12 protein-coding genes and 2 pseudogenes are annotated in these 14,258 nt (G+C 56.6%); 5 read left to right on the plus strand and 9 right to left on the minus strand.

The annotated features are described in order from the left end of the window. Positions 1-104: 104 nt before the first annotated feature. A complete protein-coding gene (locus AC0V6Z_RS15735) occupies positions 105-1,793 on the minus strand; it encodes a hypothetical protein (RefSeq protein ID WP_472639334.1) in 1,689 nt (562 codons plus the stop codon). A 253-nt stretch (positions 1,794-2,046) separates the two neighbouring features. Here AC0V6Z_RS15735 and AC0V6Z_RS15740 point away from each other — a divergent pair, with 253 nt between their 5' ends. From AC0V6Z_RS15740 to AC0V6Z_RS15750, 3 genes are all read left to right on the plus strand, one after another. After that, the gene (locus AC0V6Z_RS15740; RefSeq protein ID WP_472639335.1) at positions 2,047-3,363 is read left to right on the plus strand and encodes an O-antigen ligase family protein; all 1,317 of its coding nucleotides are present in this window, start codon (positions 2,047-2,049) and stop codon (positions 3,361-3,363) included. Beyond that, on the plus strand, positions 3,356-4,447 hold the full coding sequence (locus AC0V6Z_RS15745; protein WP_472639336.1) for a phosphatase PAP2 family protein: 1,092 nt from the start codon (positions 3,356-3,358) through the stop codon (positions 4,445-4,447). The genes AC0V6Z_RS15740 and AC0V6Z_RS15745 overlap by 8 nt, the downstream gene beginning before the upstream one ends. Positions 4,448-4,575: 128 nt before the next feature. After that, positions 4,576-6,102 (plus strand): TadA family conjugal transfer-associated ATPase, encoded by a 1,527-nt coding sequence (locus tag AC0V6Z_RS15750; protein ID WP_472639337.1) that lies wholly within the window; start codon positions 4,576-4,578, stop codon positions 6,100-6,102. A gap of 36 nt (positions 6,103-6,138) precedes the next feature. Here the strand turns inward: AC0V6Z_RS15750 and AC0V6Z_RS15755 are convergent, their stop codons facing one another. Then, positions 6,139-6,414, minus strand: coding sequence for a hypothetical protein (locus AC0V6Z_RS15755; protein WP_472639338.1), 276 nt, complete (start codon positions 6,412-6,414; stop codon positions 6,139-6,141). Between the two features lie 49 nt (positions 6,415-6,463). Here AC0V6Z_RS15755 and AC0V6Z_RS15760 point away from each other — a divergent pair, with 49 nt between their 5' ends. Next, complete coding sequence (locus AC0V6Z_RS15760; RefSeq protein ID WP_486176508.1) at positions 6,464-7,375, plus strand: DMT family transporter; 912 nt, start codon at positions 6,464-6,466, stop codon at positions 7,373-7,375. A 33-nt stretch (positions 7,376-7,408) separates the two neighbouring features. Further along, positions 7,409-7,540, plus strand: coding sequence for an entericidin A/B family lipoprotein (locus AC0V6Z_RS15765; RefSeq protein WP_472639339.1), 132 nt, complete (start codon positions 7,409-7,411; stop codon positions 7,538-7,540). Positions 7,541-7,569: 29 nt separating this feature from the next. Here AC0V6Z_RS15765 and AC0V6Z_RS15770 read toward each other — a convergent pair. The 7 genes and pseudogenes from AC0V6Z_RS15770 to AC0V6Z_RS15800 form a co-directional block, all read right to left on the minus strand. Further along, positions 7,570-8,167, minus strand: a pseudogene (locus tag AC0V6Z_RS15770) (DUF938 domain-containing protein). A gap of 3 nt (positions 8,168-8,170) precedes the next feature. Then, the gene (locus AC0V6Z_RS15775) at positions 8,171-9,721 is read right to left on the minus strand and encodes a long-chain-fatty-acid--CoA ligase (RefSeq protein ID WP_472639340.1); all 1,551 of its coding nucleotides are present in this window, start codon (positions 9,719-9,721) and stop codon (positions 8,171-8,173) included. A gap of 89 nt (positions 9,722-9,810) precedes the next feature. Further along, on the minus strand, positions 9,811-10,260 hold the full coding sequence (locus AC0V6Z_RS15780; protein WP_472639341.1) for an ABA4-like family protein: 450 nt from the start codon (positions 10,258-10,260) through the stop codon (positions 9,811-9,813). Positions 10,261-10,293: 33 nt separating this feature from the next. Continuing rightward, positions 10,294-11,013, minus strand: coding sequence for an NAD(P)H-binding protein (locus tag AC0V6Z_RS15785; protein ID WP_472639342.1), 720 nt, complete (start codon positions 11,011-11,013; stop codon positions 10,294-10,296). 8 nt (positions 11,014-11,021) lie between these two features. Beyond that, positions 11,022-12,193 (minus strand): annotated as a pseudogene (locus AC0V6Z_RS15790) (deoxyguanosinetriphosphate triphosphohydrolase). A gap of 304 nt (positions 12,194-12,497) precedes the next feature. Further along, a complete protein-coding gene (locus tag AC0V6Z_RS15795; protein WP_472639343.1) occupies positions 12,498-13,196 on the minus strand; it encodes an aspartate/glutamate racemase family protein in 699 nt (232 codons plus the stop codon). A 92-nt stretch (positions 13,197-13,288) separates the two neighbouring features. After that, positions 13,289-14,251 (minus strand): alpha/beta fold hydrolase, encoded by a 963-nt coding sequence (locus tag AC0V6Z_RS15800; protein ID WP_472639344.1) that lies wholly within the window; start codon positions 14,249-14,251, stop codon positions 13,289-13,291. Between the last annotated feature and the right edge of the window lie 7 nt (positions 14,252-14,258).

Below are 14,258 nucleotides of genomic sequence, written 5' to 3' on the forward strand. Positions count from 1 at the left end.
AACGCGCGCTCAATTGAGGTTCTTGGTTGAACCCATTGGCGCGCCCGCCTGCAAAATGACCCTCTGTAGCCCACCCGATGTGACGATTTATGGCTAAGAAAGCGTTAATTTGCCCCGCTGCACGGATCTTTTGGTAACAGCCCATCAGTTCGCACTGGCCCGCGCAAATTCACGCTCTGTGTTTCCTCAGGCCCTACAACAGACACCGTGCCCCGCTCGCATAGTAATGCGATTTGATTGTCGCTGAGCTTGCTGCGGGCAAACACCAATGGCGTGTTGGACAGATCAGCGCGGTTGCGCGCCTCATCAACCGCCAAGGGCACGCTGACATTATCGACGATAACGAAATCGGTTGCCTGGTCCGTGATGATCGCGTGCAGCTCCGCATGCGGCTTTACGAAATTGTATGCCGACCACAGCGAGGCCGGAAGCATTATGAAAGCCGTGATCGCGCCAAGAACTACAACCGCGCCATCGGCCTCTTTGCGATCCTGTTTCGCAATCTCTCGGTAGCCATAACCTGCCAGTAAAGCCGCACTGCCCAACAGCCCGTGTAGATAGCGATAGCCCCATCCGTGCCCCTGATATGGCAGCAGCACCGCCATCGCGAGGATGGTGAGGATGATGCCACCAAATAGCGCCAGCACGATGGGCGTCTCAGCGGGGTCTCTGCGCCGCACCAATACCCACGCACAGCCCATCAGCGGCAGCACAAAAACAGCGTTCCAGGTCAGCGTGCGAAGCAGGTTAAACACCATCAACGCGAAGCCATGCGGGTGGCCATTCACTATCAATGGCAGAATTCGCTCCGACACGAAATCAGCCAACCCGCCAGATCCAGCTAGCCCCGCGCCTGGGTCAATCCCAGCCCAACTCATGACAATCGCGCCCCAGCTGATCCACAGCAGTGTGCCCGCCGCATAGACTGCGCCGTAGCCGAGGAACATGAGCCATTGCCTGCGCCATGCGAGCAACAGAATAAATGGCCCCGCAAACAGAGGATGAAACACAAATTGGTGAAGGCCCATGGCCGCAACGCCTACCAGCATAGCCAACCCATGGCTCCACCAGCGATCCTTCAGGAACAGCGCCAACCAGACGAGATTGAGCGCCAGATGAGCGGTCATTGCATAGGCTGTCATAGCAGTGACAAACACTTGCGCCGAAAGCAGGTAAGCGGCCAGCACCACCCAGATGGCACTTGGCATCTCTGGCAGCAAATGACGCGCGCAGAAATAGAGTGCGCAGCAGCCAATCGCCGCCAAGATCGGACCCGTGAGCGCTGGATCAACAATTAGGCTCACCCCGCCCCTGATCGCGGCATTTACAGGCAGATAGCTCGACACCATCAGCGATTGATCAGGGGTTTCGAGCAGAAATGAAGCAGCAAAACTGTCCGCAAATCCCGCCCAATGCTCAGGCAAAGGCTCAGCCAGCAATCCCTTGGCAAAAATCCCGCTGTCAAACACGGCCATGTGCTCGTCGCGGGACACGGGATAGTTGAACATCACCGCATAGGTACCTGCCCACAGCAGCGCCGAAACAAACCCCGCGATAATGCATACCTTCAGCAGTGAGGGCTGATTATCAGGCAGCGTGAAACGCGGCTTCACAACCAGCACAGCGCCCCAACCGATCAGAATGGCCAGCGCCGCAAAAACATCGTGGTTCACAAAGTAATAGCGCGACAGGCTGTAGAAACTTTGGATGGACGCAAAGCCGACCATCACCACCAGGACAATCGCCGATACCAGTAAGGGTTTTCTGAAACTGCCTGAGCCGCTTAGTGTCATGCCTCATGCTTTAGACACTCAGTCAGGCAAACCAAACCCCCATTGCCTCGTCTATACCGCCAAAGTGATGGCGTCATGACTAGTCACGCACACTCACATCTTCGAAGCGTATTGGGCCTGGAAAATGATACGAGAAAACCGCTCAAACCTGGGTTTCTTTGGCATCCAAAATCACTCTGAGCAATCGGTAGGGTTGAAGGAAAATTAACCATTATTGGCCATGAACTGTACGCTTCGCGAAGAAGGGCTGATAATGGATCTAAATGAGGGAAAAGGCGGCGCAGCTGCGCCCGCTGCTGCGCAGTCAGAACCGCGCGGGACTGAGCCTGCATTATCACCTCAATTAGCCGCGAAGCTAGCCTGCTTCGCGCTGCTACTCGCTGCGCCTGTGTTCGCATTGACGACCTGGCAGGTCGATTACAGCTTTCTGGCAATACGGCATTTTTCGGTTCCGATCATAGTCGCTGAGCTAATTGTCATTTTCTTAGGGCTTACGTCTGGCGCGGATTTACGCAAGTTTGTTGGCGCATTTGGCTTGGCAGGCAAACTGTCACTCGCCACCTTTGTCTTCGTTGTCCTTGCGTCAACCGTGTTTGCTGATGCAGCTCCGGGCATGGCACGTCCATTCGCATTATCGACCTTTATCCATATGCTGTTCCTGGGCGTTCTGTGCGAACGGTTCTCGAATGCATGGCGCGGTATGCAGAGGAACTTGCTGGCCTCTATTGCCGCAGGTGGAGCTATCTATTTTGTGCTCGCCTTCAGCTTGGCCCTTAGCGTCATTGATAAGCCAGACTTTAACTGGAAACAATTTAGTGCAGGGGTCTCCAACGTTCGCCAGATCGGATATTATGGTTTGGCAACCGCCGGTATCGCAATTGGCCTTCTCGCAAATGCACAAAAACGCTCTGAAACCGTCTTTGCTCACCTGCTTTTGATCTTGGGTGCGTGGTGCATCTTTTGGAGTGGCGGTCGAGCTGCTTTCTTGGGGCTTTTGGCCTCGGTGTTTCTTGTCGCTTTGTACCAGCGTCACCGCGGCCTCGCGAGCTATTGTTTGAAAACGACCACCAGCTTTGTTGCCGCAGCGTTGCTTTCTCTGACATTCACACCCAGCTCCCAATGGGGCTTGCAATCGATAATCGGCCGCCTAGCCACTTTAGAATCTGGTACTGAATACAGCTCAGGACGAATTAACATTTGGCTGGAAACAGCAAATTGGATCTTTGAAAGACCTGTAATAGGCTATGGCCAAGGTCAATTTCGCTTTACCGTAGAGACCGCAAGAGGGATATTTAATCATCCACACAACTCCATACTTCAAATATTGTTTGATTGGGGTTTTTTGGGGTCATTGTGCTTGGTCGTTTTCGCCTGGGTCATCTGGAAAAAAATCTGGATTCACTCACCGTCAAACCCTAATCTTGCACTGCCTTGCATAGGGGTGTTGGCTGGCTTGCTAACGATGTCCATGCTCGATGGCGCACTCTATTACGCATATCCGATCACCGTAATTTTATGCGCCTGCGCGGTTCTGCTTACCATTGACGCCAAGCAGACCAAAAATGTCTAATTCGCTCGCTTCAAACCCTCCTATTCTGGGCAAGTTCAATGCGGTCTTCATAGATAAGGTGGGCCGAACCGAGATAACAGTGCTTGGGTTGGCGCTGATAATTTGCTTGTTTGCGAATATCACCTTGAACAGCGTCGGTGTAACGGTCGATTGGCTCAGCGCAATCATCCTCAACAGCCGCTTTCTGGCGCTTGTATTGATTGTGTTCCTCGCCGCAGAATTCTCGATGCTGCTGATGCGTCATCGCCCAAGTAGCCCGGTCGGGTTTTTCTTAAAGGACGCCCGCGCCCATCCGGCCTATGCGCGTCTATTGCCGGCGCTGTGTATCATCATCGCGCTTGGCACGCTGATGCCTGCGTTTAGCCGTATCAAGAGCGCTATTCCTTTGCTCAATGACTACACCTGGGACCAGACCTTTATCGCCTGGGACATCGCCATTCATGGCACCGACCCATGGCGCCTATTGCAACCTGTGCTTGGCTATCCTGAGGTCTCGGCCGCGCTGGGTTATCTTTATCATTTCTGGTTTGCGCTGATCTATATTGGTCCGCTGTGCTTTGCACTCTACGTCACCGATAAGCAGCTGCGTTTGCGCTTCTTCCTTGGCTATTTCCTGACCTGGACAATTGTCGGCATGATTGGAGCGATTTCGCTTGCCTCGGTCGGTCCGGTATTCCTGGAACCCTTGCTGGGCGGGGATCACTTCGCTGAGCAAATGGCCTATCTGCATGCCGCCAATGCCGTGCAGACAATCCCAGTTATTGAGGTCCAGCAATTGCTGCTCGATTGGTATAAGAGCGGTGATTACGGCCTTGGCCGCGGGATCACCGCCATGCCATCCATGCACGTTGCACTAACGTCTCTGTACGTATTCGCCACCTGGAAGATCGATAAGCGCCTGTGGGCTGCCTTCGGCATTTTCTGGCTTTTGATTATGCTCGGCTCTGTCCATCTTGCCTATCACTATGCGGTCGATGGCTATGTTGCCTTGGTCATGGTCGCCGTAATTTGGGCCGCGACAAAGCCGGTGGCCAACTTCATTTTGAATATCGGGAAATCCCCTGAGCCAGGCGCTGCAACATAGATCATTTTTTGCATCGTCAACCTTAGGGAAAAAATAAGGTTTCCAGACTATTCACCATTTTGAGAGAGGCAGTCTTCGTTATCTTACGTTGATCTGCAGTGTATGTTTTTGAGCCTAGGGGGCTTGCAATGAGCGCATTCGGTAAAAAAGGTGGCGCAGGCGGAGGGGGAGCCGGTGGGCGTCCCGCGTTTGGAGTTGCCCGGCCGATGAAAACGGGCGGAAGCGCGGATCAGGGTGGTGAGCAATTCCCGCCTCTGCCCGACGAAGAGCCTGAGAAAAAGGAAGAGCCAAAGGCTGCTCCTGTAAGTTCTGGCAATGCCACCGAAGATGCAATGAACCGGCTCGCAGAGCGGGCCGCAAGCATCAACGATGGTCCAGGCGAAGCTGGCGGTTTTGAAGCCAGCGTTCACAAAATCAAAGAACAAGTGCTTCCGCGCCTGCTGGAACGTGTCGACCCAGAAGCGGCCGCGACGCTTTCCAAAGAAGAGCTGTCGGAAGAATTCCGCCCTATTATCATGGAAGTGTTGGCCGAACTTAAGGTCACACTGAACCGCCGCGAGCAATTCGCGCTGGAAAAAGTTCTGATCGACGAGCTGCTCGGCTTCGGCCCGCTCGAAGAGCTGCTGAACGATCCAGACGTGTCTGATATCATGGTCAACGGCCCTGATCAGACCTATATTGAAAAAGGCGGTAAGCTGACCATTGCACCGATCCGGTTCCGCGATGAACAGCACCTATTCCAGATTGCTCAGCGCATCGTGAACCAGGTTGGCCGCCGCGTCGACCAAACCACGCCGCTGGCCGATGCTCGCTTGAAAGATGGCTCACGTGTTAACGTGATCGTGCCGCCTTTGAGCCTCAAAGGCACCGCAATCTCCATTCGTAAGTTCTCCGAGAAGCCAATCACCTTGGACATGCTCAAGGACTTCGGTTCGATGGATGAGAAGATGTGTACGGCGTTGAAAATCGCTGGTGCATGCCGGATGAACATCGTGATCTCTGGCGGTACGGGTTCGGGTAAAACCACCATGCTCAACGCCCTGTCGAAAATGATCGACCCGGGTGAGCGCGTGCTGACCATTGAGGATGCTGCCGAGCTTCGCTTGCAACAGCCACACTGGCTGCCGCTGGAAACTCGCCCGCCTAACCTTGAAGGTCAAGGCGCGATTACCATCGGCGACCTTGTTAAGAACGCCCTGCGTATGCGCCCAGATCGCATCATCCTGGGTGAGATTCGTGGCGCTGAATGTTTCGACCTTCTCGCCGCCATGAACACCGGCCACGATGGCTCTATGTGTACGCTTCACGCCAACTCACCACGTGAGTGCCTGGGCCGTATGGAAAACATGATTTTGATGGGCGACATCAAGATCCCGAAACAAGCGATCTCCACTCAGATCGCCGAATCGGTCGACCTGATCGTTCAGGTAAAACGTCTGCGTGATGGTTCACGTCGCACCACCGACATCACCGAGGTTATCGGGATGGAAGGCGATGTGATCGTGACCCAGAACCTGTTCAAGTTCGAGTATCTCGACGAGAGCGAAGACGGCAAGATCCTGGGCGAATTCCGCGCCTCTGGCCTGCGTCCTTACACGCTTGAAAAAGCGCGTCAGTACGGCTTTGACCAGGCGTATTTGGAAGCTTGTTTGTAGTCGGGTAATCGCGGCTCTTCGGGGCCGCGAAACTCTCTAGCTATTCAGCAAGACGGGCAGCGACAGCGTCAGCAGCCCCATGCCCATAATCGCGGACAGCACGAATACGGTCGTCCACGGCACCCAGCCCACTCTTTCGAGCTGATCGATTGGGCGCTCCTTGCTGCGCCGCCGGTCCATCCACGATGCAAACCCGGCAAACACCATCAATGCACCGCCCGTAAGCGCGAGGATCAGCGCATCGCTGGCGAACAGCAGATCGTGTACAAACTCCATCATAGCGGGCGCGGCTATAGCCGCGGTGCGCTTCATGGCAATGCTACGCTTGTGAAACGCGGCGATCCGCTTACACGCAGGCCCTATGGATGGTTCGATTGCCCGCCCTCGCCCGATGCTTGCTCTTGGAGTGCGCTTGCTAGCAGCAGCAGCACTGGCAACCATGGCGATGCTGGTGAAGCTGGCCAGTGAAAAAGGCGTGCATCTGGCCGAGCTTATATTTTGGCGTCAGGCGCTGACCTTTATCGCGGTGGCCGCCATTCTATGGGCGACTGGGCGGCTTACACAGACCAAGACCAAACGAATGGGCGCCCATATCCGCCGCGCTATTGCCGGGCTTACTGGCATGTTCTGCGTTTATGGCGCGGTGACATTATTGCCGCTGGCAGAAGCAACCGCGATCAGCTTCACCACACCGTTTTTCGCGGTGATGATGTCCGTGATCCTGTTTGGTGAGACAGTGGGCAAATATCGCTGGGGCGCGGTGATCCTTGGCTTTGCCGGAGTGCTGGTGATCGTTCAGCCGGGTGCATCGGGCATGATCGACCCCATTGGCGCAGCAGTTGGCCTAGTCGCGGCCTTGCTCGTCGCCTTGATTTCGTTCCAGATTCAAGACCTCAACAAGAGCGAAAATCCCTGGACGATTGTGTTCTGGTTCACCGCCATCACAGCCCCATTCATGGCGCTGTTTATGCCATTTGTCATCGCACCGCATGACGGTGAAACCTGGGCCATCATCTTTGCCATGGCGGCGGCGGGAGCGCTCGGACAGATCCTGCTCACCACATCGCTGCGCTTCGGCTCTGCGGCGGTGATCATAGTGATGGACTACACCTCGCTGCTGTGGGCGACGCTATATGGCACGCTGATCTTTGCGAGTGCGCCCTCAGCCAATTTGTGGCTCGGCGCTCCACTTATCATTACTGCGGGGCTGCTCATCGCATATCGCGAACGAAAGCTGGCAAGTGGCAAGACAGGTTCATCTGCCGCGAGCTAATGAGACGGTGAAACCAAACGAAAGGCAGACATAATGGTCCGCAAAACTTTGATTGCCGCTGCGATGGCCGCGCTCACACTCACCTCCGCCGCCTGCAACACGGTGAAAGGCTTGGGTGAGGACATCCAATCCGTCGGTCAGGCAGGCGAAGACGCCATCGATTGATTGGGCGATTGATGGTTCGAAGCTGAGCCTCAGCCTCTTCGATAAATCAACATCAGATTGTTCGCGGGCAGTTCATAACGGCCTGACCGCGCAAATCCGTTATCGCTGGCGGCCTTATCAACATTAGGGGCTTCGCAGAATCCCCCACTCCGGATTGCGTTCGCGAAGGCTCGCATCAAACGCAAGATTTGACGGGGATGGCTCCGTATTCGCTTCGAAATACGGTCCGTAGAGGATCAGTGGTGCGCCCTCCTCCAGAATGTGCATGGCACCTGCAAACAGCCCAAGTGTGGCCGCCCAAGGGCTGATGTGGACCATATTGATGCACAGTATCGCATCTGCGCTCTCAACCGGCCAATCAGCAGGCGCGCTGGCATCGAGATGCATCGGCATGCGCAGGTTTTCGCCCTCATATTCTGAGCCATAGGCGGCGATCGATTCCAAAGCCTCTGGCGAAGGATCGCTGGGTTGCCAGATCAACTGCGGAAACGCCTCGGCGAAATGGACCGCATGTTCGCCGCTGCCACTGGCCACCTCCACCACCGTTCCGGCCGAGGGCAGTTCGCGAGCAAGCACGTCGGCAATCGCCTCTCGATTGCGCAAGGCCGCGGGCGCATGCTTCTTCACCGGTCAGTTGACCTGCCGGTCTTGCCCCTCCCAATAAGGCGCGCGCAAATGACGGCGCAGGATCTTGCCAGTTGGATTGCGCGGCATCACCTCGATCACATCAATGCTCTTGGGCACTTTGAAACCGGCCAACTGCTCGCGCGCATAGGCGATCACATCATCGGGATCGACTGTCTGCCCCGGCTTGGGAACGATGCAGGCCTTCACCGCCTCACCCCATTTGTCATCCGGCACGCCGATCACTGCGACCTCGCCAACGGCAGGGTGGCCGTAAATCGCGCTTTCAACCTGCGCAGGATAGACATTTTCCCCGCCAGAGATGATCATGTCTTTGATGCGGTCCTGAATGTAGATGTAGCCATCATCATCCATAATCGCGGCATCGCCGGTGTAGAGCCAGCCATCGCGGATCGTCTTTTCAGTCGCATCTGGCAGGTTCCAATAACCGAGCATGTTTGACGGCGATTTGACGACGATCTCGCCAATTGTGCCACGCGGCACTTCATTGCTGTTCTCGTCAAAAATGCGAATTTCCGTGCCAGGCATGGCGCACCCGACAGAGCGCATACGGTCGTTGCCTTCAATCGAGTGATCCTCTGGCCTCAGCATGGTCACCGTGCCGGATGTTTCCGTCATGCCGAACACTTGCAGGAAACCCGCCTGCGGCATGGTTCGCACCGCCTCTTTTAGCAGCTCGAGCGGCATCGGCGCGGCACCATACATAATGTATTTGATGCCGCTGAAATCGGTGTCTTTCGCATGCGGATGCTGGATCACCATTTGCAGGGCGGCAGGCACAATAAAAGCCTGCGTGGCACCCGCCGAAATCCCTTTCAAGAACTCGCCGGGGTCAAATTCCTCTTGGATGATCGCCCGGATACCATTGGCGATTGACGCGATCACGATACCTGTGCCGCCGATATGGGCGCATGGCATTGCAACCAGCATGCAATCACTCGGACCAGGGCTGTTCCATGGGTCGCCCGCTTCTTTGGAGGCGTTGCGCAAGGCAACCAGCGCGGCATTGCTCAGCTCGGCTCCCTTGGGATTGCCGGTCGTGCCACTGGTGTACAGCTGAAGCACCGCATCATCGGGCCCAGAGGGTGTGAAATTGGCAGGAGCGGCCGCCTCAATCGCGGCGTACATCTCAGGCTCTTCGATAATTTTCACTGTCGCGGCGATTTCTGGCGCGAGCTTGGCAACAACATCGGAAAAGCCAGTGCCTGTGATCATCAGCTTCGCGCCGGTGTCTTTCAGAATATAGGCAACCTCTGGCGGGGCAAGCCGCCAGCCAATCGGCGCCATCACTGCGCCCATGCGCGCCGCAGCCAGAAACATCGCGTAATAGATCGTACGGTTTTTACCCAGCCACGCGATCCGATCTCCCTTCGTGATGCCGTTGGCTTCAAAGACGGTTATCATCTGGCGGGTCAGGTCATCCAACTCTGCAAATGTTACCGTTTCGCCGTCCTGTTCAAAGGCAATTCTGTCTGGGCGTTCGCTGGCCCAATGGGATAAGAATGCATCAAAGGTGCAATGCGCCTGTGCGGTCACCAATCTCTCTCCGATTTATCTGTTTTGTTTATCGCGCAGTTTAGGCACGGCAGCACAGATTTGCCAAGCAGATTGCGAATGGGTGGAGATCAGCTCCAACGGCCATTGGCGCGCGCTGCTGGCTCTCGCACGATCAGCCAGATCAGCAGACCCAGCGGCCCCGCCATCAAAGTCGCGAATAGGATCGGCACTTGGACAATGCGGGAAATGCTCTTTGCATCGGCATCGCGGGCAATCCACAGGCCGACAAACAGGTCAAAGGCGAGATAATGCGTCCAGCCAATCGTCACGCCCGCATCGCTCGCAAAGATCGCGCGCACGCCCTCAATGGTGTTGAAATTCGCACCCGCACCGCTTTCATTCGGCACCAATCCGGTCAGCACCCCGATCAGCGACGCGCCGTAGACGAGGCACAATATGCCAACCCCGACATACATCACAGCAGCCAGGATTGCTGGGCTACGCGGCAGGAAAGCGAGCGCGATCCAAGCCACAATGGCCAGCAGGTTCACCGCACCAAAAACTGCATTCCAATCCATCGCCAATGCTCCCTTAAGCCCGCGCGGGCCAGATCAGTCTTGCTCGGCCTGCTGCTCCAGCCGCTCCAGACGCTGGCGCCATTCGCGCGCAGCCCGTTTCATCGCGTCATTATCATGAATGAACCGCCCGGCGGCCTTGCGCATCGCCAGACCAAGGGCCGCCTCTGACACCACTCGCGCATCAATGGAACGATAGGACGCCCATTTCCCGCCCAGCATCGGATCGAGCACGGGGCTGGCGATCATCGCCAGCTTCTCCCCGACCCTCAGATCATTGGTGCGCGGTCCGCGCAGCAGACCGGGACGCAGAATATCGAGCCGCTTAAACCCAACTTTGGATAGCGCCGTCTCGGTCTCGCCTTTGACTTTGAGATAGAAGGTTTTGGAGCGCCAGTCGGCCCCTGCTGAGCTGACCATCACCATATTGGGAATGCCGGCCTCAACCGCCGCCTCTGCGGTGGCGAGCACCAAGTCATGATCGACCTTGCGAAACGCTTCTTCATCGCGGCCTGACTTCTTCCAGGTGGTACCCAAGGAACAGATCAGAGTTCGCGGCTTGATCGTTTCAAACACCTCGCCCCATTTGTCCGGCGTGGCGACATACATTTCCATGCGGGCGCCATCGGGCAATGGAGCCTCGCGCCGCGAGACGCCAATGATGCGAACGTCATCGACATCATTGCTGGTCTCGATCACGCGCCGACCAATCAGGCCGGTCGCACCGACAAGGGCAATGCGGCACAGGTCAGACATTGGCCACCTCAAACATTAGAAAGCCCCTGCGGCGCTTCGCCATAGATTTTGGTGCAGGCCTCCATCGCAAAGCGGTCGCTCATCCCGGCGATGAAATCTGCTATGGAGCGGGCGCGCTGCGGATCGTCTTTGGGCAGCCGCGCCTGCCATTCTGCTGGCATCAGGCGGTGATCCTGAGAATAGGCGGCGAACAAGCGCGCCACCACATCGCGCGCGCGGCCTGCGGCGGCAACTTGTTCCGGGTGGTAATAGAGCTTGTCGTACATGAAGGTCTTTAGCGATCGTTCCTGAACAGCGAAACCGGGAGAGAACCCGGCCAGCTGAGTTCCCGCCGCACGCACCTCGTCCACCGAGGCAATACCGGCGATATTGGCGCGCGTGTGCTCTAACACATCATTGACCATCAGGCCGATCTGATCGCGCACCAGTTCGCGCAATTGCCGCTCTCGCGGAGCATTGGGAAAGCGTTTTTCGACCGCACGCCACTGATGTTCGAGGAAATCCAATTCCAGTAGGTCATCAAGGCCCAAAAACCCGGCGCGCAAACCGTCATCAATATCGTGATTGTCATAGGCGATGTCGTCGGCGACGGCCGCGATCTGCGCCTCCAATGATGGCCACGCGCCCAGATCAAATGGGAATGCCGCGTCGAGCTCTGCCAAGGCCCAATTGGGCGCCTCGACCGGGCCGTTGTGCTTGGCCAGCCCCTCCAGCAGATCCCATGTCAGATTGAGCCCATCATAATCGGGATAGGGCGATTCCAGGCGCATCAGCGTGCGCATCGATTGCGCATTGTGGCAAAACCCGCCGTGCCGCTGCATCGCCTCTGACAGCGCCGCCTCACCGGCATGGCCAAAGGGCGGATGACCCATGTCATGCGCCAGACACAGCGCCTCGGTCAGATCTTCGTCCAAGCCCAGAGCGCGGGCCAAAACGCGGCCAATCTGCGCCACTTCAAGGCTGTGGGTGAGCCGCGTGCGGTAATGATCGCCCTCTGGCGCGATAAAGACCTGGGTTTTCGATTTGAGCCTGCGAAAACTCATCGAGTGGATGATTCGGTCGCGGTCGCGTTGAAACTCGCTGCGCGGCCCCTCACCTCAGCGCGCGCAGAGCCAGAGCGATTGTCAAATTCGCGGCCGCGCGGTGCGGCGGGGTCAGCGGCGTAAGGGGCGCGTGTCATATCGATCCCCGTGCGCTTAAGTCAGCACACCGTTCACCACAACCTGAACAGAGAGCGAACGCATTCATAAAGATAGATATTCGCCAGACATGTTAGGGTCAGGACCCACTAAGCTCGTGGGGCCGCTCGTTGTTTCAACTGAGCAGCCCCTCAGCCTGTCGGTTAGCGACCCGATGGCTCGGACGGCAGCGCGTCATCGACAGTGGTAAGAACTTACATCGATGTGAATAGTGCGCGACTTGTAAGAACGCGACAAATCGTGGGTGAGGCGGGGTCGGCTGCCGCTTATCCCGGTAAATCCGCGCTAAGCAGCCAGTTCGCCGCCGCTTCGCAGTGAATTCGCGTCGAGATCGAACACTGGCAAGATGTTAGCGTCGGCATCCACGACCAGATTCATCTCAGTGCAGGCCAAAACAATCGCTTTAGCGCCCTCTTGCTCTTTATTCGTGATGATGGTGCGGATGGAACGCTCGGCATCGCGGGTCGCCTTGCCGACCATCAATTGTTCATAAATGATCCGGTCGAGCAGCTCTACATTGTCCATATTCGGCGGAAGCAGATCGACCCCATGCGCGACCAGCCGTTTGCGATAAAAGCTCTCGGTCATCACATTGCGGGTGCCAATCAGCGCCGCATTCTTGCAACCAGCCGCTTGCATTGCCGCACCAACCGTCTCTGCAATATGCAGGATCGGAATGCCCACCGCGCTCGCAACATCCTCATAAAGCTTATGCATGGAATTCGCGCAGATGATCAGCGCCCCGGCACCCGCGCCCTCCAATCGCTTTGCACTTTCAGACAGCACGCCTGCTGCGCGTTTCCAATCAGCCTCTTCGCGCAGGCCATATAGCTCGCAAAAGTCAAGGCTTTCGATCAGCAGCGGCGCGCTCGCCATAGGGCGGCCATGCTTTTGCCCGTCCTTTTGGATGATGCGATTGATGCGGTCGTAATACATGGCGGTCGAAACCCAGCTCATGCCGCCAATCAGGCCCAATTTACGCAATCAATATCTCCGAATCCGAATAGAGCCCTGTTGCCGCCGTTCTTAGCGAGCGGCATCGCGGGGCGTCTACAGACTTTACAACAATTGATGGTTTAAGGTTGGGGCCGGATAGATGGCAGGTTGAGCAGCCAGCTTTTGAGATCGGACAGCGTTGGCTGCGCGGCTTCTTCATGCGGCAAATGGCCGATCTCTTCATATTCGACCAGCGTGGAATTGGGCAGCTGCTCATCATACCAGCGCCCTGCCTCCGGCGGAATCAGCGCATCTTCGGTGCCCCAGATAATCAGAGCTGGCACGTCGATGGCGCTTACGCTTTGCGCATCGAAACCGGCCCAACCTCGCGAGAAACGCGCGATGGTTGCTCTGCGATTTCCGGGGTAACGCAGCATCTCCCAATAGCGATCAACCGCGTCTTCAGTCACGATGGATTGGTTGAAAACGCTTTGCTCAAACGACTGTTTGACCAAAGATCGCGGGGTGATGTGCTCCATGAGCAAGTTAAGCACGGGCGTGCGCGCAATCGAGAATCCGATATTGCCGCCGCCTTCTTTCTTGATGTCCGCCCCGCCCGCATCGACCAGGATAATCCCATCGAGCCGTGCGGCATGTTTCATCGCATAGGCAACCGTGTGCGATCCGCCCATTGAATTGCCGCCGAGAATGAACCGATCAAGGCCCAAAGCATCGGCGACCTCATCAATGTCGGCCACAAACGCATCGGTGGAATAGTCGCCATCGGGTGCCGCCCCGGTCAGCCCATGTCCGACCTGGTCAAAGCGGATGACCCGGTAGGTCTCTTTAAGGCCATCCACCCATGGCCCCCAAGTGTGCAGATCGGCATTGGAGCCATGCAGCAGGATGATCGCAGGCGCGTCCCGCGGTCCCTCATCGCGCAAATGCACATTTACCCCATCGCCAATCTCGACAAACTGCGAGGGTTCAGCGGCATATTTAGCGCGCATCTCCGTCGGATCGGTATCCGGCGTACGAAACACCACAAATGCCAGCATCAGCAGCGCGATCAGCACGGCCAGAACTTTAAACAGGCGCTTCATTGTCGAA

It is taken from the genome of Erythrobacter sp. SN6-5, assembly GCF_057364945.1.

Excerpts from the sequence above, each read along its gene's own strand:
- AC0V6Z_RS15735 (WP_472639334.1), bottom strand. The coding sequence starts at position 1,793 with ATGACACTAAGCGGCTCAGGCAGTTTCAGAAAACCCTTACTGGTATCG.
- AC0V6Z_RS15740 (WP_472639335.1), top strand. The coding sequence starts at position 2,047 with ATGGATCTAAATGAGGGAAAAGGCGGCGCAGCTGCGCCCGCTGCTGCG.
- AC0V6Z_RS15745 (WP_472639336.1), top strand. The coding sequence starts at position 3,356 with ATGTCTAATTCGCTCGCTTCAAACCCTCCTATTCTGGGCAAGTTCAAT.
- AC0V6Z_RS15750 (WP_472639337.1), top strand. The coding sequence starts at position 4,576 with ATGAGCGCATTCGGTAAAAAAGGTGGCGCAGGCGGAGGGGGAGCCGGT.
- AC0V6Z_RS15755 (WP_472639338.1), bottom strand. The coding sequence starts at position 6,414 with ATGAAGCGCACCGCGGCTATAGCCGCGCCCGCTATGATGGAGTTTGTA.
- AC0V6Z_RS15760 (WP_486176508.1), top strand. The coding sequence starts at position 6,464 with ATGGATGGTTCGATTGCCCGCCCTCGCCCGATGCTTGCTCTTGGAGTG.
- AC0V6Z_RS15765 (WP_472639339.1), top strand. The coding sequence starts at position 7,409 with ATGGTCCGCAAAACTTTGATTGCCGCTGCGATGGCCGCGCTCACACTC.
- AC0V6Z_RS15780 (WP_472639341.1), bottom strand. The coding sequence starts at position 10,260 with ATGGATTGGAATGCAGTTTTTGGTGCGGTGAACCTGCTGGCCATTGTG.
- AC0V6Z_RS15785 (WP_472639342.1), bottom strand. The coding sequence starts at position 11,013 with ATGTCTGACCTGTGCCGCATTGCCCTTGTCGGTGCGACCGGCCTGATT.
- AC0V6Z_RS15800 (WP_472639344.1), bottom strand. The coding sequence starts at position 14,251 with ATGAAGCGCCTGTTTAAAGTTCTGGCCGTGCTGATCGCGCTGCTGATG.